Source organism: Micropruina sp., from assembly GCF_047607385.1.
GTDB lineage: Bacteria > Actinomycetota > Actinomycetes > Propionibacteriales > Propionibacteriaceae > Micropruina.
In genome coordinates, this window is the sequence record NZ_JASGDE010000217.1 from 14,748 (window position 1) to 34,311 (window position 19,564).

Annotated in this window: 17 protein-coding genes; 2 read left to right on the top strand and 15 right to left on the bottom strand. The window is 71.3% G+C overall.

Annotated elements, in window-relative coordinates:
- Position 1 precedes the first annotated feature (1 nt).
- Together QM582_RS18700 and QM582_RS18705 are read right to left on the bottom strand one after the other, a co-directional pair.
- On the bottom strand, positions 2 to 394 hold the full coding sequence (locus QM582_RS18700) for a VOC family protein (RefSeq protein ID WP_415086979.1): 393 nt from the start codon (positions 392 to 394) through the stop codon (positions 2 to 4).
- Positions 391 to 1,338: a ketopantoate reductase family protein gene (locus tag QM582_RS18705; protein WP_415086980.1), complete on the bottom strand. Its 948-nt coding sequence runs from the start codon at positions 1,336 to 1,338 to the stop codon at positions 391 to 393. Before QM582_RS18705 ends, QM582_RS18700 begins: the two co-directional genes overlap by 4 nt.
- A gap of 75 nt (positions 1,339 to 1,413) precedes the next feature.
- On the opposite strand from QM582_RS18705, the gene QM582_RS18710 reads away from it, so the two are divergent.
- Positions 1,414 to 2,325 (top strand): LysR family transcriptional regulator, encoded by a 912-nt coding sequence (locus tag QM582_RS18710; RefSeq protein WP_415086982.1) that lies wholly within the window; start codon positions 1,414 to 1,416, stop codon positions 2,323 to 2,325.
- Positions 2,326 to 2,388: 63 nt separating this feature from the next.
- Here the strand turns inward: QM582_RS18710 and QM582_RS18715 are convergent, their stop codons facing one another.
- The 12 genes from QM582_RS18715 to QM582_RS18770 form a co-directional block, all read right to left on the bottom strand.
- On the bottom strand, positions 2,389 to 3,441 hold the full coding sequence (locus tag QM582_RS18715) for a Gfo/Idh/MocA family protein (protein WP_415086984.1): 1,053 nt from the start codon (positions 3,439 to 3,441) through the stop codon (positions 2,389 to 2,391).
- Between the two features lie 7 nt (positions 3,442 to 3,448).
- Positions 3,449 to 3,889 (bottom strand): type II 3-dehydroquinate dehydratase, encoded by a 441-nt coding sequence (aroQ, locus tag QM582_RS18720; protein ID WP_415086986.1) that lies wholly within the window; start codon positions 3,887 to 3,889, stop codon positions 3,449 to 3,451.
- 29 nt (positions 3,890 to 3,918) lie between these two features.
- Positions 3,919 to 5,520 (bottom strand): shikimate kinase, encoded by a 1,602-nt coding sequence (locus tag QM582_RS18725; RefSeq protein ID WP_415086987.1) that lies wholly within the window; start codon positions 5,518 to 5,520, stop codon positions 3,919 to 3,921.
- Between the two features lie 142 nt (positions 5,521 to 5,662).
- Positions 5,663 to 6,952, bottom strand: a complete 1,290-nt coding sequence (locus tag QM582_RS18730) for an HNH endonuclease (protein WP_415086988.1) — start codon at positions 6,950 to 6,952, stop codon at positions 5,663 to 5,665.
- 484 nt (positions 6,953 to 7,436) lie between these two features.
- A complete protein-coding gene (locus QM582_RS18735) occupies positions 7,437 to 8,195 on the bottom strand; it encodes an SDR family NAD(P)-dependent oxidoreductase (protein WP_415086990.1) in 759 nt (252 codons plus the stop codon).
- Positions 8,192 to 9,463, bottom strand: coding sequence for an ATP-NAD kinase family protein (locus QM582_RS18740; protein WP_415086991.1), 1,272 nt, complete (start codon positions 9,461 to 9,463; stop codon positions 8,192 to 8,194). Before QM582_RS18740 ends, QM582_RS18735 begins: the two co-directional genes overlap by 4 nt.
- Positions 9,460 to 11,043: an aminomethyl-transferring glycine dehydrogenase subunit GcvPB gene (gene gcvPB / locus QM582_RS18745; protein WP_415086993.1), complete on the bottom strand. Its 1,584-nt coding sequence runs from the start codon at positions 11,041 to 11,043 to the stop codon at positions 9,460 to 9,462. The genes QM582_RS18740 and gcvPB overlap by 4 nt, the downstream gene beginning before the upstream one ends.
- Complete coding sequence (gene gcvPA / locus QM582_RS18750; protein ID WP_415086995.1) at positions 11,040 to 12,443, bottom strand: aminomethyl-transferring glycine dehydrogenase subunit GcvPA; 1,404 nt, start codon at positions 12,441 to 12,443, stop codon at positions 11,040 to 11,042. The genes gcvPB and gcvPA overlap by 4 nt, the downstream gene beginning before the upstream one ends.
- A 1-nt stretch (position 12,444) precedes the next feature.
- Complete coding sequence (locus QM582_RS18755; protein WP_415086997.1) at positions 12,445 to 14,517, bottom strand: beta-galactosidase; 2,073 nt, start codon at positions 14,515 to 14,517, stop codon at positions 12,445 to 12,447.
- The gene (locus tag QM582_RS18760; RefSeq protein ID WP_415086999.1) at positions 14,514 to 15,344 is read right to left on the bottom strand and encodes a carbohydrate ABC transporter permease; all 831 of its coding nucleotides are present in this window, start codon (positions 15,342 to 15,344) and stop codon (positions 14,514 to 14,516) included. Before QM582_RS18760 ends, QM582_RS18755 begins: the two co-directional genes overlap by 4 nt.
- Positions 15,344 to 16,279: a carbohydrate ABC transporter permease gene (locus QM582_RS18765; protein ID WP_415087000.1), complete on the bottom strand. Its 936-nt coding sequence runs from the start codon at positions 16,277 to 16,279 to the stop codon at positions 15,344 to 15,346. Before QM582_RS18765 ends, QM582_RS18760 begins: the two co-directional genes overlap by 1 nt.
- Before the next feature lie 2 nt (positions 16,280 to 16,281).
- Positions 16,282 to 17,589 carry an ABC transporter substrate-binding protein gene (locus QM582_RS18770; protein ID WP_415087002.1) on the bottom strand — a complete coding sequence of 436 codons (1,308 nt, stop codon included), beginning with the start codon at positions 17,587 to 17,589 and terminating at the stop codon, positions 16,282 to 16,284.
- Between the two features lie 107 nt (positions 17,590 to 17,696).
- On the opposite strand from QM582_RS18770, the gene QM582_RS18775 reads away from it, so the two are divergent.
- A complete protein-coding gene (locus tag QM582_RS18775) occupies positions 17,697 to 18,338 on the top strand; it encodes a GntR family transcriptional regulator (RefSeq protein ID WP_415087005.1) in 642 nt (213 codons plus the stop codon).
- Here the strand turns inward: QM582_RS18775 and QM582_RS18780 are convergent.
- Positions 18,335 to 19,564 (bottom strand): MGH1-like glycoside hydrolase domain-containing protein (locus QM582_RS18780; RefSeq protein WP_415087004.1); only part of this gene is annotated, 1,230 nt, incomplete at its 5' end. The two genes, QM582_RS18775 and QM582_RS18780, sit on opposite strands and share 4 nt — an antisense overlap.

A 19,564-nucleotide genomic window follows, 5' to 3' on the forward strand; every position in this document is an offset into this window, starting at 1 on the left:
GTCAGGCCCCCGCTCGCGGATCGATGGCCAGCGCCCGAGCCACGGACGCCGCCGGCGCGGCCTGCAGCAACTCCAGCCGCAGGCCGTCGGGAAGCTGCAGCCAGTTGCGTCCCTCGGGCAGTTCGAGCACCCCGAACCGGTGGGCGGCAGCGAGTGCGGAATCCAGGTCTTCGCACATCAGGCCGAGGTGGGCCAGCCGTCCCTCGGGCGCGTTGTGCTCGGGATCGTGGATGAGCTGGATGCCGCCGACCGTCCAGTACTGGTGTGGCGCCGCCGGGTCTCCGTCGACCTCGCGACAGCCCATGCCGAATACTTCGCCGAAGAACCGGATGTGCCAGCCGATGTCCCGCACGGTGATGGCGGCATGTTCCAGATAGGCGGTGGCAGTCGTCATGCCACGGTCTCCCTTCGCTTGTCGGAGTTGGCTCGTTCCAGACCTTTGACCAGGGCGACCAGGGTGCTGTTCACCGGCGTCGGCACCCCGTGCCGCTTGCCGAGCCGCACCACAGCGCCGTTGATCACATCGATCTCGGTGGGCCGGCCGCGCTCCAGGCTCTGCAGCATCGAGGTCTTGAAGCTCGCCGGCAGCCCCACGGTCGCTTGCCCCCAGACCCAGTCCGGATCGTTCGTCGACAACCGGACGCCGGTCGCGGCGGCCACCGCGATCGCCTCGGCGACGGCGTCCGAGGCGGTGGCCAGCAGCAGCGGCTGGTCGGCGAGTTGGCCGTAGGTCAGGCCGGTGATGCCGGCGACCGCCCCGGTGGCGACGTTGACCAGCAGCTTCTCCCAGCGGGTGGCGGCCATGTCGTCGCTCACCGAGGTGGCCAGCCCAGCGCTGTTGAGCAGCGCCGCGACGGCGTGGGTTCGCGGCGTCCTGGGACCCTCCACCTCGCCGACCCAGGTCTGCCGGCCGGTGGTCTCGCCGCGGACGTGGCCTGGACCGAGCAGCACGCCGCCCACCAGGGTGCTGCCCAGCAGGACGGGTTCGCGTCCGATCACGGCGGCCAGCAGGTCCTCGTGTCCCAGGCCGTTCTGCAGCGACAGCACAGCGGTCGCCGGGCCGACCAGGGTTCGCGTGGCACGCATCGCGTCCTGGGTCTGGAACGACTTGACCAGCACGATCACCAGGTCGGCCACGCCCACCTCGGCGGCGTCCGCCGTTGCCCGGACCGGAATGGTCCGGCTGCCGGACGCGTCGTCGAGCCGGAGACCGTCCCGGCGTAGGGCCGCCAAATGGCCGCCGGGACGCCCGATCAGCCAGGTGTCGTGACCGGCTTCGGTCAGCGCGGCACCGACGGTGCAGCCGAGGGCGCCGGCGCCCAGAATCGCGATCGTCATGGTCCCGGCACGGTAGAAGGAGGACGTTGCCCTGGGCAATGACCACAATCCAGTCATTGTCAATCACAATGAGGAATGGCCACCGACCTGCCGGAGACGAAGCTGCTGCAGCTGTTCGACGTCCTCTACGACCTGCGCAGTGTGACCCGCGCGGCCGAACGGCTCGGCCAGAGCCAGCCGACGGTCAGCATCTGGCTGGGTCGGCTGCGGCGGCAGCTGGACGACCCGCTGTTCGTCCGTGGCGCGGGAGGCATGGCGCCGACCCCGCGAGCGGAGGCATTGATCGGGCCGTGCCGCGAGATCCTGGCCTCGCTGAGTCGGCTGGCCGCCGCCGAGCCGGCCTTCCACCCGGCGACGTCCGGACGCCGGTTCCGGATCTGCATGACCGACGCCAGTCACATCACCCTGCTGCCGCCGCTACTGGCACGGGTCCGGGCGCTGGCGCCCGGCGTCCGGCTGGAGGCGGCCGGGATCGACGGCGCCACCGAGCAGGCTCTGACTTCGGGGGATGCCGATCTCGCCATCGGCTATGTGCCCTGGTTGGGCGGCGCCATCGCGCGGCGGCCGCTGTTCGAGCAGGACTGGGTCTGCCTGGCGAACCGCCGGCACCCCCGCGTCCGGGAACGGCTCGGACGCCGCCGCTACGTCGCCGAGGGGCATGTGGCGATCGCCGCAGGCACCGGCGCGACACTGCTGGAGCGCGCGCTTCGGGACCAGGGGATCGAACGCCGGGTGGTGTTGGAGCTGCCCGGCTTCCTCGGCCTGGGCGCGATCATCGGCGGCACCGACCTGCTCGCCACCCTGCCGCGGCATATCGGCAGCACGCTGGCCCATGGCAACGACCTAGCTCTGTGGCCCTGCCCGCTGCCGGTCGACCGGTTCGAGGTCGGCCAGTACTGGCACCCGCGGTTCGACAACGAGCCGGCCAGCCGCTGGCTACGGGAGCTGGTCGTAGAGCTGTTCGGCTCGGTAGCGACCGCTGGTTGAGCCTGTCGAAACCTGTCGCGGGGACCATCATCCTGGGTCTCGACAAGCTCGACCAGCGAAGGCTCAGGTCACCTCGACGATGTCGACGGGGCTTCCCGTGCGCGCCGCCTCGACCACGGCTTCGACCACCCGCAAGGTCTTCAGTCCGTCGCGCGCGCTGCAGATCGGTTCGGCCTCGCCGCGGATGACGGCGGCGAAGTGGCTGATCTGGTTGGCCAGCGGGTCGGTGCGCTCGACGTCCTCGACGACGGTCTCCATCGGCTCCCACCAGGACCGGGTGCCGGGGAAGGTGCGGATCCGCATGGTCGGCACCGACAGCGACCCGTCGGTGCCGGCGAGGTGGTAGCAGTCCTCGTCCGGGAAGGTCGAATAGCTGAGGTTCTCGCGGGCGGTCTGCTCCCAGGAACGGGCGGAGCCGGCGGTGTCGGAGAGCAGGAAGGTGCCCAGGGCGCCGTTGGCGAAGGTGAACACCATCGCGGCGGTGTCCTCGACTCCGAAGCCGCGGGTCGCGTTCGAGGTGACGGCCTGCACCCGGACGATGTCGCCCACCAGCGACAGCAGGTTGTTCACCTCGTGGATCAGGTTGAGCAGGATCGGCCCTCCGCCGGGCATCCGGCGCCAGCCGCCGCCGACGTCGAAGTAGTCGTCCGGCTTGTAGAACATCGCGGTGCCGACCACGGCGACCAGCCGCCCGAGGCGTCCGCTGGCGACGACCTCGCGGGCCTTCGCCATCACCGGGCTGTAGTTGCGGTGGTGCCCGGTCAGGACGGGGACGCCGGCCCGCTCGGCGGCCTCGACCAGCCGGGCGGCGTTCTCGACGGTGTCGCCGATCGGCTTCTCGACGATGGTCGGGACGCCGGCGGCGACGCATTCCAGGCCGCCGTCGACGTGCAACCGGTTCGGGGTGGCCAGGATGACGCCGTCCGGCTTCCCGGCGGCGAACAGCTCGCCCAGCGAGGCGTAGAGCGGCACGCCGTACTGCGCGGCCAGCGGTGCGCCGTCCGGTCCGGGTTCGACGATGGCGTGCAGTCGCGCTGCGTCGCTGCGGTCGATCTCTTCGAGGTGCCGCTTGCCGATCAGGCCGGCACCGGCGACGGCGAGTCGGACCTGCTCCACGACGGGCTCAGCTCTGCTTCAGCTGCTCGATGACGAACTCCAGCGCCAGGGTGTAGCCCATCACCCCGAAGCCGGCCATCACGCCGACGGCGATGTCGGAGAGGTAGGAGTGGTGCCGGAATGCCTCGCGCTTGTGCACGTTCGAGATGTGCACCTCGCAGAACGGGATCTCGACGCCGGCGAAGGCGTCCCGGATGGCGACGCTGGTGTGGGTGTAGGCGCCGGGGTTGATCACCACGAACCGGGTGCCGTCGGTGCGGGCGGCGTGGATCCGGTCGACGATGGCGCCCTCGTGGTTGCTCTGGAAACACTCGACGGTGTGTCCGGCTGCCTCGCCCTGGGCGATCGCCGCGGCCTCGACGTCGGCGAGGGTGGTGGCGCCGTAGATGCCGGGCTCCCGAGTGCCGAGCAGGTTCAGGTTGGGTCCGTTGATGATCAGGATGGACATGTGGGGTTCCTTCGGTAGCGGCGGTCAGGTCATCGTGGCGCACCCGGGGCGGGCGCGCCAGCACCCGCGGCCAGATCGGCCAGTGCGGATTCCACGGCCTCCCGGGGCGGCCGGGCCTCGGCCGGGTCGCCGAGTCCGCGCAGCACGATGAATCGCCAGCCGTCGCGGTACTTCTTGTCGCGGTCCAGCCACCACTCCAGCTCGTCCAGGCTGAACCGCGCCGAGGTGGGCAGGCCCAGCGCGGTGAGCAGGGCGCGGTGGGCGTCCACCGCCGCGGCGTCCAGCCAGCCGAGCCGGTGGGAGAGGTGGGCCGCGGCCATCATGCCGAGACTCAGTGCACCGTCGGCATGATCGGGACGGGCGGCGATGAAGGCCCTGCTGAAGGTGTGCCCGTAGTTGAGGTGGGCGCGGGCGCCCTGCTCGCGTTCGTCGGAGGTGACGATGTCGGCCTTGATCTCGATGCTGCGCCGGACGGCGTGCAGCAGCGCGGCCGGCTCGCCGGTGGTGATTCCGTCGGCCCGGTCGGTGAGGAAGTGCAGCAATTCGGGGTCGGCCAGCAACGCATGTTTGGCGATCTCGGCGAGCCCTGCCGGGTAGTCCGGACGTCCGGTGGCCAGGCCGGCGTCGCAGACCACCAGCACCGGCTGGTGCACCAGGCCGAGCAGGCTCGGTCCCTGCGGCAGGTCGACGGCGTTCTTCCCGCCGATCGCGGAGTCGGCCATCGCTTCCAGGGTGGTGGGCACCAGCGCGAACTGCATGCCGCGGTGGTAGGTGGCGCTGAGGAAGCCGACCACGTCGATGGTGGGCTCGCCACCGACCCCGATCAGCAGGTCGCCGCGGTGGACGCCGAGCTCGGCCAGCCGTCCGGCCAGGGCGCCGACCTGCTCCAGGCTGCGGGCGGGTGCCGCGCCGGCGTCCGCGGGCAGGCGGAGATGGTGGACCGCCGCCCGGCGGCCGGCGACCGCTTCGGCGACCCGGGCGCCCGGCCCTTCGTCACCGGGGCCGGAGATGACCGCGATGTGCCGCACGTCCGGGAGTTCGGGCAGCAGCCGGCCGAGTTCGGCCAGCACGTTGTGGCCGACGTGGACCCGGTAGCTGCCGCCCGGAGGCGCGACCAGGATGCCGGGGCTGCCGTCCAGTTCGGCGGTGGCGGTCAGCCGGGCCAGGATCTCGAACGCGACGTCCTCGACCCGGCGTCCGGTGGTGAACGAGGTGACGGACGCGGTGGTCGCGTAGACGTCGAGCCGGCGGGTGTAGAGGTCGTCCAGCCCGGGCTTGCCGAGCAGCGGACGGTAGGTGTCGCCGCCGACCCTGGCCAGGGCCTCGGCCAGCTCCACATGCAGGTAGATCACGGTGTGCCGGCGCAGGATCTCCCGGGTGGCGGCCGATCCGCAGGCGCCGCCGCCGAGGGAGAGCACGCAGGCCTGGCCGTCCAGCAGGTCGGCGATGGTGCGCTCCTCGAGCTGCCGGAAGCCGGGTTCGCCCAGTTCGTCGAACAGGGTGGCGATGCTGCGGCGCTGCTGATGCTCGATCACCAGGTCGCTGTCCACGAAGGGCAACCCGAGCCGTTCGGCCAGTATTCGCCCGATGGTGGTCTTGCCCGCGCCCATGAATCCGATGAGGACGATCACGGTGTGCTCCTGGTCGGCTGTTTGATCCCGTCCGAGCGCGCGGGCGGTTGGTCGTTCGGGAGTCTAGTGGCCCGCCGCGGCGCGACCATCCGGGGTTCGGACGGTGGCTCGGGCCTGCCTCACGCGATGCACCGGCCCGCACTCAGGCGGCGGATCCGAAGAATCGGACGTCGATCGGGAACGGCATGACTCGTGGTTCGTGGGGTAAGTCGGGTGGTCGGCTGCGGTGTTCGTGTCCGGTGGGTGTTCGGACGGTGATGGTGCCGTCCGGAGCTGCCGTGTGGCGCCAGCCGGGATGCTCCTTGAGGTAGTTGCACTGTTCGCATAGCCCCTGCCCGTTGGCGGTGCTGGTTTCGCCCCCAACGGCGGCCGGGGTGATGTGATCGGTGTGCCGGATGGGCGCGTCGCACCAGGAGGTACGGCACACATCGTCGCGGGCGGCGATGAAGGCGGCCAGTCCGTCGGGGAAGTGGCGCCGGGTCGACTCCATCGCGACCAGCCGTCCCTCGCCGGGCGGGCTGTAGAGACGCCGGATCCAGGCGTGCAGCTTCGTGCCGGCAGCGGCGGCGAGCCGGCGGGCCACCCCTGCCGGGATGGGGCCGTAGCCGGCGAGCCGGGCCGGGGCGTTGCTGGTGCCGAGCAGCGCCTCGTCGGTGATCACCAACTGCACCTCGACCTCGATCTCGTCGGCGCTCTGCTGGCCGGTGACGCGGGCGACGAGGGTGTCGGCCATCACCTGATTCCTGGGCCGGTCGTCACCGGCGGCGCGGGCGGCGTCCGCTTCCCGGGTGAGAGCGGCGTAGACGGCGACGCCTTGAGCCGCCGGGAGCAGGGCCGAGACTCGCGCCATGCAGTCGGGCGCGGGCCGGATGGTCACGGTGCGGTCGGCCTCCGCCTGGCCGATGCGGGCGATCACGCTGTGCGGATCGAGCCGGTAGGCGGCCTTCCTGGCCTCGGTGCCCACCTCGTGGGTGGACATGGCAGCCAGCTTGGGGCCGAGTTCGGCATCGACCAGTGCCCGGTCGTCCCGGGACAGGCAGGCGGTCTCGCGAACCAGAACCGTGACTCGCCACTCGGAGACCTCGCCAGCGCTGAACGCCGCCATCGTGTGCGGCATCTCGGACGTCAGCACCGTCGCCAGCCCGGCCAAGGTGACGGCGCGGTGCGGGGATTCGTGCCGGGCCAGCCCGATCTCTCCGGCGACCGAACCGGGCACCCGCTTCACGTTGCGCCCGGTGGCCCGGGCTTCGGCCTCACGAACCTGGCGCAACTCCGCGGTCAGCCGCGCCTGGGCAGCGGCCGCGGCGTTCTTCAGGCGCTCGAGTTGGGTGAGCTGGTCGATCAGCTCGACCGGATCGCCGCACGTCAGACTCGCCAACCCGTCGACCATCGCGGTCAGAGCGGCTGTGTCGAGCCTGGTGCGTGCCTCCATCCCTGAAGTATAATAGAACAACAGTATGAATACAATAGAGAGGTGGGAAGCCCTCCAGTCGTCGCGACCATCCCGGCTCGCAATGCTTGTCATCTTGGCAGGCCGCACCGACAGTTCCGGGTGTCGTCCCTTCGGTCCCGACAAGCTCGACCAACGGTGGATCAGGTGAGCTGGATGGCCGGCGCGGACGCAACCGTCAAGCGGAGTGGGCTGCACCCTGTCGTGGGTGTGGTGGGCGTGAGGCGACGCTCGTCCCCTGCCGGGCACCGCACCCGAAGAGACAAGCAGGACGAGCAGCGCCCTCGGGCAGGACAGGGTGCAGCCCACTCCGCGGAAGCCCAACGCAACCACCCAGAACGCAACCAAAAGCGGAGGTCCGACCGGAGATCCCGGCGTTCGCCGGGATGGCGGGGGCGGGGTCGGACGGACGGGGGCAAGCCAGGGATGACGGTCCGGGTCGGGATGACGGGGTCTGACCCCCGGCTCAGGCGATGCCTCCGCCGTCCACCACGAGGGCCGACCCGGTGACGAAGGACGCCTCGTCGCTGGCCAGGAAGACCACGGCGGCGGCGATCTCTTCGGGGCGGGCCATCCGGCGCAGCGGACGGTCGGCGGCGTCGGCCAGGAAGGCGTCCTCGGCCCAGCCGATCTGGGCGGCCTCGGAGCGCAGCATGCCGGTGTCGGTGTCCCCGGGGTTGATCGAGTTGACCCGGATGTTGGCCGCGCCGTGGTCGATCGCCAGGGCCCGGGTCATGTTCACCACCGCACCCTTGGACGCGCAGTAGGGCAGAGCCCGGGCGCCGCCCTTGAGTCCCCAGCCCGAGCCGGTGTTGACGATCGAGCCGCCGCCGGCCGCCTCCAGGTGTGGGATCGCGTGCTTGCACATCAGGAAGATCGACCGCACGTTGACCGCGAAGGACAGCTCCCAGTCGGCCAGCGAGGTCTCCACGGCGGTGGTCCGGCGGGCGATGCCGGCGTTGTTGAACACCACGTCCAGCCCTCCGAAGGCGGCGACGACGGCCTCGACGGCGGACGCCACCGCGGCCTCGTCGGAGACGTCCACGCCCAGCGCCAGCGCGGTGCCGCCGGACGCGGTGATCTGCTCGGCGACCGCCTGGGCGCCGGCTTCGTCCAGGTCGAGGACGGCGACCGCCGCACCCTCGGCGGCGAAGGCCGCGGCGGTGGCCCGTCCGATGCCGCCGGCACCTCCGGTGACGATGGCGCGCTTGCCTGCGAGTCTCATGATCTGCCCCTCTGGTCGGTTGATTGCTGATTGATCGGTTGCTGTGTGCTGGGTTGCTGGTGGGTGGCTGGCGCGCTCTGGTCCGCCGACGCTGCGACGGCTCGGACGAGCGCGGTGTCCTGCGCGCCGGTGGTGACACGCAGGTGCCCGGCGAGTTCGGCGTCCAGCTCGGGGTCGCCGGTGTCGATCAGCAGCGGGCCGCCGACGCCGAGCAGCTTGGCGGTGGTGGCGCCGATCAGCAGCTTCGGTTCGGCGAGCCGACGGAGCACCTCGGTGGAGTACTGCTGGTTGCCCCGGCCGAGCAGGAAGCCCTGCCCGCCGATGCTGGTGATCACCGCGTGACAAGGTGATTCGTCGGCGAAGCGGAGCAGGTCGGGAGCGCTGGCGTCGGCCAGCAGCAGCTCGCCGTCGCGCACCACGTCCACCCCGAGCGGGGTCGTGGCCACCCCCAGCAGGGACGCCAGCGCGGCCATCGTGCTGCCCGGGCCGAGGAAGTAGCAGTGCCTCGGCTGCAGCTTGGCGGCCAGCCCGGCGGCGACCCCGCGGACGGCGTCCGCCTCGGACGCGGCGGTGGCGGACTTGCGGCTCTGGGTCCGGCCCCTGACGACCGGGGTCGGGGCGCTGCCGAACCGGGTGGCCTCGACGATGCCGGCCCGGATCTGCTCCTCGCTGACGTCGACCACGTCGCGACGTTCGATGCTCAGCTCGCTGCCGGAGACCACCGCGGACGCCACCGCGCCGGCCGCCGCCGGGCTGACCGCGAACACCCCGGAGTACATCTTCACCCCGCAGGGGATGCCGAGGACGGGGGTTCCAGCAGGTCGTTGGTCGAGCTTGTCGAGACCCGCGGTTTCGACAAGCTCAACCAGTGGTGACGCCGAAGCCAGCCCGCGCAGCACGTCCCGGGCCGTCCCGTCGCCGCCGGAGAACAGGATCAGCCGCACCCCCCGCGCCAGCAGCGCCTGGACCGTGCGGACCGTGTCCTCCGGCCCGCTCGGCGAACCCGGGGTGTAGCAGACCTCGTACCGCAGCCCGGGGACGGCGGCGCAGGCGTCCGCACCCATCGCCCCGGCCGCGGTCAGCACCGACGTGCCGGCCGGCAGCCGGTGCAGGGCCGACACCGTCCGCTCCCGGGCGCGTTCGACGCCGCCGCGGCTGCGGGCCAGGGCCTGCACCGCGGCGCCGTCGCTGCCCTTCAGTCCGGCCGCCCCGCCGACGCCGGCGACCGGGTTGACCACCAGCCCGATCGCGTCGCCGCCCAGGGTCACAGCCCGTACTTGCGGCGGTAGCCGCGGTAGGTGATCGCCCAGCGCTCCGGGTCGTCCAGGTCGTCGTGGTGAGCATGATGGATCGGCGTGTTGTGCGGCGCCGAGGTGACCACGTCGGGATTGTCCCGGGCCTCCTGGGCGACCGCGGCCAGGGTGTCGCAGTACTCGTCCAGCTCGGTCTGGGAATACGACTCGGTCGGCTCCAGGGTGAACGGCTGCGGTACCACGAAGGGGTGGTGGCTCGACCAGTAGTGCATGCCGAAGTCGGCCATCCGGATGCCGACCTGGAAGGTGTCCACCCCGGTCTCCTCGTACAGCCCCTGCCAGGAGTACCGGACCTGCTCGATGCGCCGCTTGCCGGTCGCGTACGGCGCGGACGCCCCGGGAATCGCCAGCACCTTGGACAGCACGTAGTTGTTGTTCAGCACCGCGATCTCGGCCGCGTCGCGCAGCCCCTCGGCACCCAGCGCCCGGATCCAGGCGTAGGCGCGGACCAGCACCGGGATGGTGCCGTGATGCGGCCCGATCTTGCCGATCGATTGCGGCCGATCGGAATCCAGCACGAACCGGACGCCGTCACGGGCGTCCGCGTCGTCCACCCGCTCGATCAGCGGATACGGCAGGAACGGCACCAGTTTCTCGCTGACCGCGGACGCCCCGCCGCCCGGCCCGCCGCAGCCGTGCGGGGTGGAGAAGGTCTTGTGCAGGTTGAAGTGGCACAGGTCGAAGCCGGCGTCCCGGGCCCGGGTGATGCCGAGGATGCCGTTGGCGTTGGCCTGGTCGTAGCAGGCCAGGGCGCCGACCTCGTGGACGGCGTCCACGAACTCCCGGATCCGTCCGTTGTAGATGCCGGTGTCCTCGGGGTTGGTGATCAGCAGCGCCGCGGTCTGCGGGCCGATCGCGGCCTTGAGCGCGTCCAGGTCGGGGTAGCCGTCGGCGTCCGGATAGAGGGTGATCACGTCGTAGCCGGCGGTCTTCGCCGCGGCCGCGTTGGACGGGTGGCTGAAGATGGTGGTCACCACCTCGCGGCGCTGGGCGTCCTCGCCGTTGGCCTTGTGGAAGGCCCGGATCATCGCCACGTTCGCCCAGATCGCGCCCGAGCCGCCGGAGGTCTGCATCGACACCCGCGACATCCCGGAGATCTCGGCCAGCATCCGCTCCAGCTGCCAGAGGATCTGCAGCACGCCCTGGGCGGTGTCCGGGTCCTGCGCCGGGTGCAGGTCGCGCAGCTGCGGGGTGTTGATCAGCTGGTCGTTGACCTTGGGGGAGTACTTCATGGTGCAGGTGCCCTGCCCGATGTCGACGTTGAAGTCGGCGCCCAGGTTCTCCTGGGAGAGTCGGACGAAGTGCCGCAGCACCCGCATCTGGGCCATCTCGGGCAGTTCCAGCGGCGCCTTCCGGGCCAGCCCGGCGGGCAGGACCTGATCGAGGGTGCCGGTGGCGGCGACCACGTCCGGCTCCGGACGCGACACCAGCACGCCGCGCTCGCCGGGGGCGGACTGCTCGAAGATCAGCGGCTCGTCCCAGCGGGCCTGATGAAAGCGCCGCAGGCGCGGCTTGGGGGCCAGGGGCAGGCTCATCGCAGGTTCTCCTGATTCACGACGACGGTGTTCGGTGCGGTGAGGGCGGATTCGACGACGGCGGCGAGCCGGTCGATTTCGGCCTTGCTGTGCAGTTCGGTGACGCACACGGTCAGCTCGGACGGGCCGCGGACGATGCCCGGTTCGACGTGCCGCTGCCGGCAGCGTCCGACCAGTTCGGCGGCCGGGATCGGCGTGCTGATCACGAACTCGCGCAGGTGGAAGGCGTCGTCGGCCAGCTCGACACCCTCGATCGCGGCCAGCTTCTGCTGCGCGTAGCGGGTGCGCAGCGCCAGCGTCTCGCCCAGCTCCCGCATCCCCTGCGGACCCATCAGGGCCAGGTAGACGCCGGCGGCGATGCCCCACAGGGCGGCGGCGGTGCCGACCCACTCCTTGCCCTCTTCCCGGACGGCGAACGACGTCCGCTCGTAGGCGACGTCGCCGAAGCCGAGCTCACCGGGGACGTCGGTGGTGGTCAGCCCGAACAGCCGCGACGGCAGCTCCATCACCAGCCGCGGGTCGTCGGCGCAGGCCAGGAAGCCGGCGTGGGCGCCGCCGAACCAACTGCCCAGGCCGAGCGACTGGATGTCGCCGCAGGTGAGGTCGGCGCCCTGGGTGGCCGGCGGCTCGACGATGCCGTAGACGACCGGGTCGGTGCCGACCACCAGCAGGGCGCCGGCGGCGTGGGCCAGCTCGGCCAGCCGCGGCAGCGCCTGCTCGACGGCGCCGGTTGCGCTCGGCGTCTCCACCCAGACCGCCGCCACGTCGTCGCCCCCCTCCTCGCCCAAGGCCGCGGCGACGGCGTCCAGGTCGGCGACCGCGTCCCGGGTCGGCACCCGGCGCACCTGGACGGCGGCCAGGAAGTCGGTGACCCGGCTCAGCTTGTCGGCGTCGGCGTCCGAGACCAGCAGCACAGTGCTCCGTCCGGTGATCCGCGCGCACATCGCCAGCGCGGTCGAGGTGGCCTGGAAGCCGTCGTAGGTGGGGATGGTGACCACGTCGGTCTGCAGCAGCTCGGCCATCTCGGACGCGTACTCGAACAGCGCCTGGAAGCGGCCGTGGTCCTCGTACGGCTCGCCGGCGTAGGCGGTCAGGAACTCGCCGCGGTTGATCACCTCGGTGACCACCGCCGGCACCGCGTGCGGGTAGGTGCCGCCGCCGAGGAACATCAGCCGCCGGTCGGAGGACTCGTTGCGGGCCAGCAGCCCGGCGACGTGCCGGCGCAGGTCCTCCTCGGCGACCAGTGCCGGGGGCAGGTCGAGCGGCCGGTGCAAGCGCAGGTCGTCGGGTATGTCGGCGTAGAAGTCCTCCACCGACGCGGCGCCGGTGGCCGCCAGCATGGCCGCCTTGGCCGCCGGGGCGGTGTTCGGGATGTAGGGGTGGACGCGTGGTTCGGTCATCTCATACCTCGATCGAATGGATGTGGTGCAGCGAACGGGACGGGCTGGGCAGCCGGAGCACCGCCGCGCCGAACGGCGGCAGCGCGATGGTCAGCCCGGAGGCTCGCCGGACGGGAGGATCGCCGTCCGGGGCGAGCAGGACGTCGGCGTCGGCCGGCCCGCGGGCCTCCGCCGGGATCGGCGCGTGGTTGAGCACGAAGACGTAGTCGGTGTCGCCGTCGGTGCGGGTGACCACCTCGACCGCCGGGTTCGCCGACATCCGGACGTCGATGCCGGCGTCGGCGCAGACCTGATGCAGCCATGGGGTGAGCGCTTCCAGGTCGAGCCCGGCGCTGACGTAGTAGGCGGTGCCCTCCCCGAGCCGGTGCCGGGTGATCGCCGGCCGGTCGTGCAGCGGGCGTCCGTCGTAGCGGGCGACCACCTCGGCGTCCGGGGAGGCGTCGATCCACTCCGCCCAGTCCTGCGCGACGGTGCGCGCCCCGGAGTCGAACTCGACGACCTGCTCGGTGCCGGTCAGCGGCCACTGCTCGTCCACCTCGACGCCGAGCAGCTCGCGCAACGGCCCGGGCGGGCCGCCGGCATGGATCCGTTCGCAGTCGTCCACCACGCCGGAGAACGGGCCGACCACCAGGGTGCCGCCGGAGCGGACGTAGTCGGCCAGCGCCGCCGCCTGCTCGGCGGAGGCGACGTAGAGCGTGGGGGCGACGATCACCGCGTACCGGGACAGCTCCGAGCCGGGCAGCGCCACCGCGTCGACGGCCAGCTCCAGCTGGTGCAGCGCGGCGTGGTAGCGGTACGCCTCGGTGTGCCAGGACCGCTGGGCCGGCTGGGAGGCGTCCGGGCGGAGTGCCCAGATGGTGTCCCAGTCGACGACGAAGGCCACCGACGAACGCACCCGGCTGCCCACCACCGGGGCCAGCGCGGCCAGCTCGGCACCGAGCGCGGACGCCTCGGCGAAGCTCCGGCTGGCCTCGCCGCGATGCCCGACCACGGCGGAGTGGAAGCGTTCCGGACCGGTCCGGGCCTGCCGCCACTGGAAGAACATGGCGCCGTCCGAGCCGTGGGCGACGGCCTGCAGGGCGTGCGCCCGCAGCTGGCCGGGCGCCTTCGGCACATTGGTCGGACGCCAGCTCACCGCGCTCGGCGCCGACTCGATCAGCAGCCAGGGCCGGCTCTTCAGCGACCGCATCAGCCCGTAGCTGAGCGCGATGTCGGTGTGGCTGGACGCCGCCGCCGGGTCGGGGTAGGCGTCGTTGCTGACCAGGTCCTCGACGTCGGCGAAGCGCCAGTAGTCCAGGTCGCGGAACAGGCCCATGAAGTTGGTGGTCCGCGGCAGGCCCGGGGTGAGCTCGCCGAGAATGCCGAGCTCCAGGGTGAACAGCTCCAGCACGTTGTCGGAGGAGAACCGCTCGAAGTCGAGCAGCCGGGCCGGGTTGTCCGGGCCGGGGGTGCAGCGCGGCGGGTCGATCTGCTCGACGTCGCCGTACACCTGCCCCCACACCTTGGTGCCCCAGGCGGTGTTGATGCCGTCCAGCGAGCCGTGCCGGCGCAGCAGCCAGCGCCGGAACGCGGCCGCGCAGGCGTCGCACCAGCAGCGCGCGATGTGGTCGCCGTACTCGTTGGAGACGTGCCACAGCCGCACCGCCGGATGGTCGCCGAACCGGGTGGCCATCGCCGTTGTCAGCGCCGCCAGCTTCTCCCGGAACAGCGTCGAGCTGGGGCAGTAGGACTGCCGCGAGCCGAAGTCGAGCCGGACGCCGTCGGCGCGCACCGGCAGCACCTCGGGATGCCGCCGCACCAGCCAGGCCGGGGGAGTGGCCGTCCCGGTGGCCAGCGCGACGCCGATGCCGGCGGCGTCCAGGGCGTCCAGGATCTCGGCCAGCCACTCGGTGCGGTACTCGCCGTCGGCGGGCTCCAGCTGCGGCCAGGCGAACACCGGCAGGCTGACCAGGTTCACCCCGATCCGCCGCATCAGGGCGATGTCGGCCTGCCACACCTCGCGCGGCCACTGGTCGGGATTCCAGTCGCCGCCGAACGCCATCGTGGGCAGCGGCCAGGTGCGTGGGTTCGTCATCCCTTCACCGCCCCGCCCAGCAGGCCGGCCACGAACTGCTTCTGGAAGACCAGGAAGATGATCAGCATCGGCAGGGTGGTCAGCAGCGAGCCCAGCATCAGCCCCGAGTAGTCCACCCGGGAGAGCCCGACCATCGTGTTCAGCGCCACCGGGATGGTGTAGTTGGCTTCGGTGTTCAGCATCAGCAGCGGCCAGATGAAGGCGTTCCACTGCGACATGAAGGTGTAGATCACCAGGGCGGCCAGCTGCGGACGGGCCACCGGCAGCACGATCGAGAAGAAGATCCGGATATCGCCGGTGCCGTCGATCCGGGCCGCCTCGATCAGGGTGTCGGGGAAGCTCTCGAAGGCCTGCCGCATCAGGAAGATGCCGAAGGCGTTGGCCAGGAACGGCAGGATCACCGCCTGGAAGGTGTCGATCCAGCCCACCGAGGCCATGATCTGGAACAGCGGCACCAGCAGCACCTGCATCGGGATCATCATCGTGACCAGGATGAAGCCGAGCACCACCCCGCGTCCCCGGAACCGGTACTTGGCCAGCGCGTAGCCGCACATCGCCGACACCACCGACGAGAACGCGGTGTAGACGATCGCGATGATCGCCGAGTTCAGGCAGACCCGGGCGAAGTCGGTGGTCTCCTGCAGCCGGACCAGGTTCGTCCAGAGCTGGTCGCCGAGGAACACCGGCGGCGGCGAGGTGAACAGGTCGGGCGTGGTGTGGGTGGCCGCGATCACCATCCAGGCGAACGGCAGCAGGCTGGCCACCGCCCCGACCAGCAGGAAGCCGTAGCCGAGCAGCTGGGTGAGCCCCGAGACGTGCCTGCCCATCAGGACTCCTTCTCGCGCATCAGCAGGTACTGGGCGACCGAGAAGATCCCGATCACCAGCACCAGCAGCCAGGCGATCGCCGAGGCGTAGCCGAAGTCGAATTGCCGGAAGCCCACCCGGTAGAGGTAGAGCACCGGGGTCAGCGTGGCGTTGGACGGCCCGCCGCCGGTCAGGATGAAGTTCTCGTCGAACAGCTGCAGCGCGCCGATGGTGGAGGTGATCGAGGTGAAGATCAGCACCGGACGCAGCTGCGGCACCACCACGTAGCGGAAGGTGCGCCAGCCGGACGCCCCGTCGATCTCCGCCGACTCGTACTGCTCCTGCGGAATGCCCTGCAGGCCGGCCAGCAGCAGCACCATGTTGTAGCCGGTCCAGCGCCAGGTGATCGAGGCGATCAGCGCCACCCGGGCCCAGAACGGGTTGTTCAGCCAGTCGATCGGGGCGATGCCGACCAGCCCGATCAGCTGGTTGATCACGCCGCCGTCGGACTGCAGCATCACCCGGAAGACCAGCGAATACGCCACCAGGGTGGTCACCGCCGGCAGGAAGTGGATCAGCCGCGCCGTCGTCCGGAACCGCAGCCAGCCCTGGTTCAGCACGGTGGCCAGCAGCAGCGCCAGGCAGATCATCAGCGGCACCTGGACGATCAGCACGATGCCGGCGTTCATCAGGCTGAGCCAGACCAGGTCGTCGCTGAGCAGCTTCTCGTAGTTGGCGGCGCCGCCGAACCGGGTGACGCCGCCGTCGGTGACCTGCAGGCTCTGCAGCAGCGAGGCGAGCAGCGGGTAGGCGAAGAAGAACCCGAACAGGGCCACCGCCGGGGCCGCGAAGAACCACCCGAACCGGGACGCCCGGCGCTCCAGCTTCCCGGGGCGCCGCGAGCCTCGGGGGTCGCGGACCGAGCGGCGTCCGGCGATGGACGCTGCGGAGGTCACCGCTAGCCGATCGTCCGGTCGGTCTGCTTGGCGATGGTCTGGGCGGCGTCGTCCAGCGCGGCCTTCGGATCCTTGCCGTTCAGGATGGCTTCCACCGACGCGTTGGCGACGATCTCGGACGCCTTGGCGTAGTCACCGGTGTAGGAGATGGCCGGGATCTTGGCGGTCAGGTCGGCGAACACCTTCATCGCGGCCTGCCCGCCGTAGTAGGGGTCCTTCTCGGAATAGATCGGGCTGGACAGCGCCGGCAGGTAGGACGGGAACAGGCCGTCCTTGGCCATCATGTCGTTCTGGTTGTCGGCGTTCATCAACGCGTAGCCGGCGAAATCGGCGGCCAGGTCGGGGTTCTTGGCCTGCGCCGGCACCGCCAGGTTGGAGCCGCCGTTGTTGGACGTCTGTGCGCCGCCCGCGGTGAACGCCGGCAGCGGCTGCACCGCCCACTTCCCGCTCAGCTCGGACGCCTCCGACTTCAGCGTCCCGCTCCACCAGACCGCGTTCGGGCTGAACGCCGATTTGCCGGCCTTGGCCGCCGAGACCCGGGCGTCCCAGCCCTTGACGTTGTTGATCAGGCCCTTCTGCTGCAGGTTGCGGAGCAGGGTGAGCGCCGCCACGGCGGGCTCGTTGTTGATCACGATCTTGCCCTCGGCGTTGAAGATGCCGGTGCCCTGCTGTTGCATCAGCTGGGTGAACATGGCGCCTGTGGACAGGTCGGTGTCGAAGGCGGTCTTGCCGGTCTTCGCCTTGACCTGCTCGGCGGCCTTGGCGAAGGCGTCCCAGGTGGTCAGGCTCGCCGGGTCGACCCCGGCGTCCTTGAGGTAGTCGGTGCGGACGTAGAGCGCCATGGTGCCGGAATCCCACGGCATGGCGAACACCTTGCCGCTGGAGTCGGACGCGGCGGCCAGCTTGGACGGGTCGAAATTCGCCTTCTCGGGATCGATCCGGCCGCTCAGGTCGACCAGCTTGCCGGGGAACCGCTCGATGTAGCCGGGCAGCCGCTCGGTCTCGATGGTGAGCAGGTCGGGCAGCCCGCTGCCGGCCTGCAGGCCGACCGAGATCTTGTCGTAGGCGTTGTCGTAGCCGATGTCGACGACGTTGATCGTGGTGCCCGGGTGGGCCTTCTGGTACGAGCCGGCCAGCCGCTTCAGCGCGGTGGCGGCGACGTCCCACGACCAGACCGTGATCTCGCCGCTGACGGCCGTGGGGGAGCTCTGCAACTGGGGTGCGGACGCGACCGGGGCGCCGCCCATGGCGCAGCCGGTCAGCAGGGTCGCGACGGCAACGATGCCGGCGCCGAGTGAACGTGCCTTCATGGCGACCTCCTCTGGATTCTGTATACAGTAGACAGAGTTCAAGGCCGGACGCAAGGGTGCTTTAGGATGACTATTCCCGACTGTTTCGATAGCCCCCCGGAGTGCCCATGGTGATCAAGCGGCAGACGCTGCGCGCGCAGATCCGCGAGGAACTCCTGAAGCGTCTCAAGGACGGCACCATCGAGGCCGGCGCCGGAATCAACGAGGCCGAACTGGCCAGTGAACTGGGGGTTTCCCGGACGCCGTTGCGCGAGGCGCTGATCAGCCTGGAGACCGAGGGCTACATCGAATCGGAGATCGGCAAGGGGTTCCGCTTCGCCGTGCTGGGCAGCGCCGAGTTCGAGGAACTGGCGCCGGTGATCGCCGCGCTGGAATGCCTGGCGATCGAGCTCACCCCGATGGACCGGCTGGTCGAACTCGGCGCCCGGCTGGTCCGGCTCGCCGAGGACTTCCCGGAATCGGTGGCGACGCACCGCGAGATCATCGAGCGGGACGAGGAGTGGCACGACCTGCTCACCGGCTCCTGCCCGAACGGGCGGCTGCTGTCGCTGCTGGGCTCGCTCAAGGGCGCGGTGCACCGCTACGAGTTCGAGATCGTCGCCTCCGACGTGCTGATCGAACGGGTGGCCGCCGAGCACCTGGAGATCGCCCGAGCCCTGGTGGAGGGCGATCTGCCCCGAGCCCAGGCGGCGTTGCGGGTCAACTGGATCAACGGCACCACCCGGCTGATCGCCCGCTCCCGGCGTTAGCCGGCTGCGCTGAGCCGGACGGCCAGGTCGACATAGATCGCCGCCGTCCAGCCGAAGAACGGCACCGCGCCGGGGGCCGGCGCGCCGGTGCCGGCGTCGAAATACTCGCAGGGACCGCCGTTCTCCACCAGCCACAGGCTGCTGGCCTCCACCTCGGCGGCCAGGTCGGGGAAGCCGTGGGCTCGCAGCCCGGTGGCCAGCAGCAGGTTGGTGTTCAGCCAGACCGGGCCGCGCCACATCCGCTCCGGCCGGAACACCGGGGAGTCCCGGGACACCGTCGGAACGGACGCCCGCCCGCCGAAGCGCAGCGGGTCGGCGATCGCGGCGGCCAGTTCGGCCGCCCGGGCGGCCGGGCCCGCTGACAGCGGGCGGGTCTCGGCACAGCAGTCGGTGCCACTTTCCGCCGGCTGATCGGGGGGTTGCTCAGCGAACAGGGCCAACAGGTCGACCACGGTCTCCGCGCCGGTGCGCTGGGACAGCCACGCCGCGGTCCGGGCCCGCCGCACCGGGTCGGCGGCGTCCGGACGCAGCCGCTCCAGCACCCGGTCGGCGGCGATCAGGTAGGCGGCCAGATCGGGGGTGGGGCCGGCCGGGCCGTCGAAGGCCGGTGAGTCGTCCAGGCCGGAGGAGTACGGGTGCAGGTAGCAGGGCTGCCCCTCGCGGACGCTGTCCCGGTACCACCAGTCGTGATTGGCCCGGGCCCGGTCGATCATCTCGGCCAGGAAGGCGTCGTCCGGTGCGGTGGCGTGCAGTTGTTCGGCGGTCCACAGCAGCAGCGGCGGCTTGGTCAGCGGCACCTCGGCGTCCGCATAGCTGGCCGCGTGCTCCAGCAGGTGCTGCCGGTCGGCGGCGGGCAGGTCCCGACCGTTGGCCAGCACCCCGGTGTCGTGGACGACGTCCGGCAGTTGCCCGTCGGGCAGCTGGGCGCCGGTGACCAGTCGCAGCTGCTCCCGGGCCAGCTCCGGATCGCCGTGCCGCAGCCCGAGCGCGATGAAATAGGCGTCCCACTGCCAGGCACCGAGGTAGCCGAACAGCGACGGCACCACCGCCAGGGTCTCCGGGTGCGAGCGCAGCCGGACGGTGTTCAGCCCCAGCGTCCGCCAGCACAGCGCGGTGGTGGCGGCGAACCGCTCGTCGACCACCGGGCAGCGGGCGTCCCAGGCCGCCCAGCCGGCGGCCTGGGCTTCTGCGGAGGCCCGGTGCCGGGCCGGCTCCACCGGCCCCGA

What these genes read in the sequence shown, in the direction of transcription:
- QM582_RS18700 (WP_415086979.1), bottom strand. Translation starts at nt 394, where the DNA reads ATGACGACTGCCACCGCCTATCTGGAACATGCCGCCATCACCGTGCGG.
- QM582_RS18705 (WP_415086980.1), bottom strand. Translation starts at nt 1,338, where the DNA reads ATGACGATCGCGATTCTGGGCGCCGGCGCCCTCGGCTGCACCGTCGGT.
- QM582_RS18710 (WP_415086982.1), top strand. Translation starts at nt 1,414, where the DNA reads ATGGCCACCGACCTGCCGGAGACGAAGCTGCTGCAGCTGTTCGACGTC.
- aroQ (WP_415086986.1), bottom strand. Translation starts at nt 3,889, where the DNA reads ATGTCCATCCTGATCATCAACGGACCCAACCTGAACCTGCTCGGCACT.
- QM582_RS18730 (WP_415086988.1), bottom strand. Translation starts at nt 6,952, where the DNA reads ATGGAGGCACGCACCAGGCTCGACACAGCCGCTCTGACCGCGATGGTC.
- QM582_RS18735 (WP_415086990.1), bottom strand. Translation starts at nt 8,195, where the DNA reads ATGAGACTCGCAGGCAAGCGCGCCATCGTCACCGGAGGTGCCGGCGGC.
- gcvPB (WP_415086993.1), bottom strand. Translation starts at nt 11,043, where the DNA reads ATGAGCCTGCCCCTGGCCCCCAAGCCGCGCCTGCGGCGCTTTCATCAG.
- gcvPA (WP_415086995.1), bottom strand. Translation starts at nt 12,443, where the DNA reads ATGACCGAACCACGCGTCCACCCCTACATCCCGAACACCGCCCCGGCG.
- QM582_RS18755 (WP_415086997.1), bottom strand. Translation starts at nt 14,517, where the DNA reads ATGACGAACCCACGCACCTGGCCGCTGCCCACGATGGCGTTCGGCGGC.
- QM582_RS18760 (WP_415086999.1), bottom strand. Translation starts at nt 15,344, where the DNA reads ATGGGCAGGCACGTCTCGGGGCTCACCCAGCTGCTCGGCTACGGCTTC.
- QM582_RS18770 (WP_415087002.1), bottom strand. Translation starts at nt 17,589, where the DNA reads ATGAAGGCACGTTCACTCGGCGCCGGCATCGTTGCCGTCGCGACCCTG.
- QM582_RS18775 (WP_415087005.1), top strand. Translation starts at nt 17,697, where the DNA reads ATGGTGATCAAGCGGCAGACGCTGCGCGCGCAGATCCGCGAGGAACTC.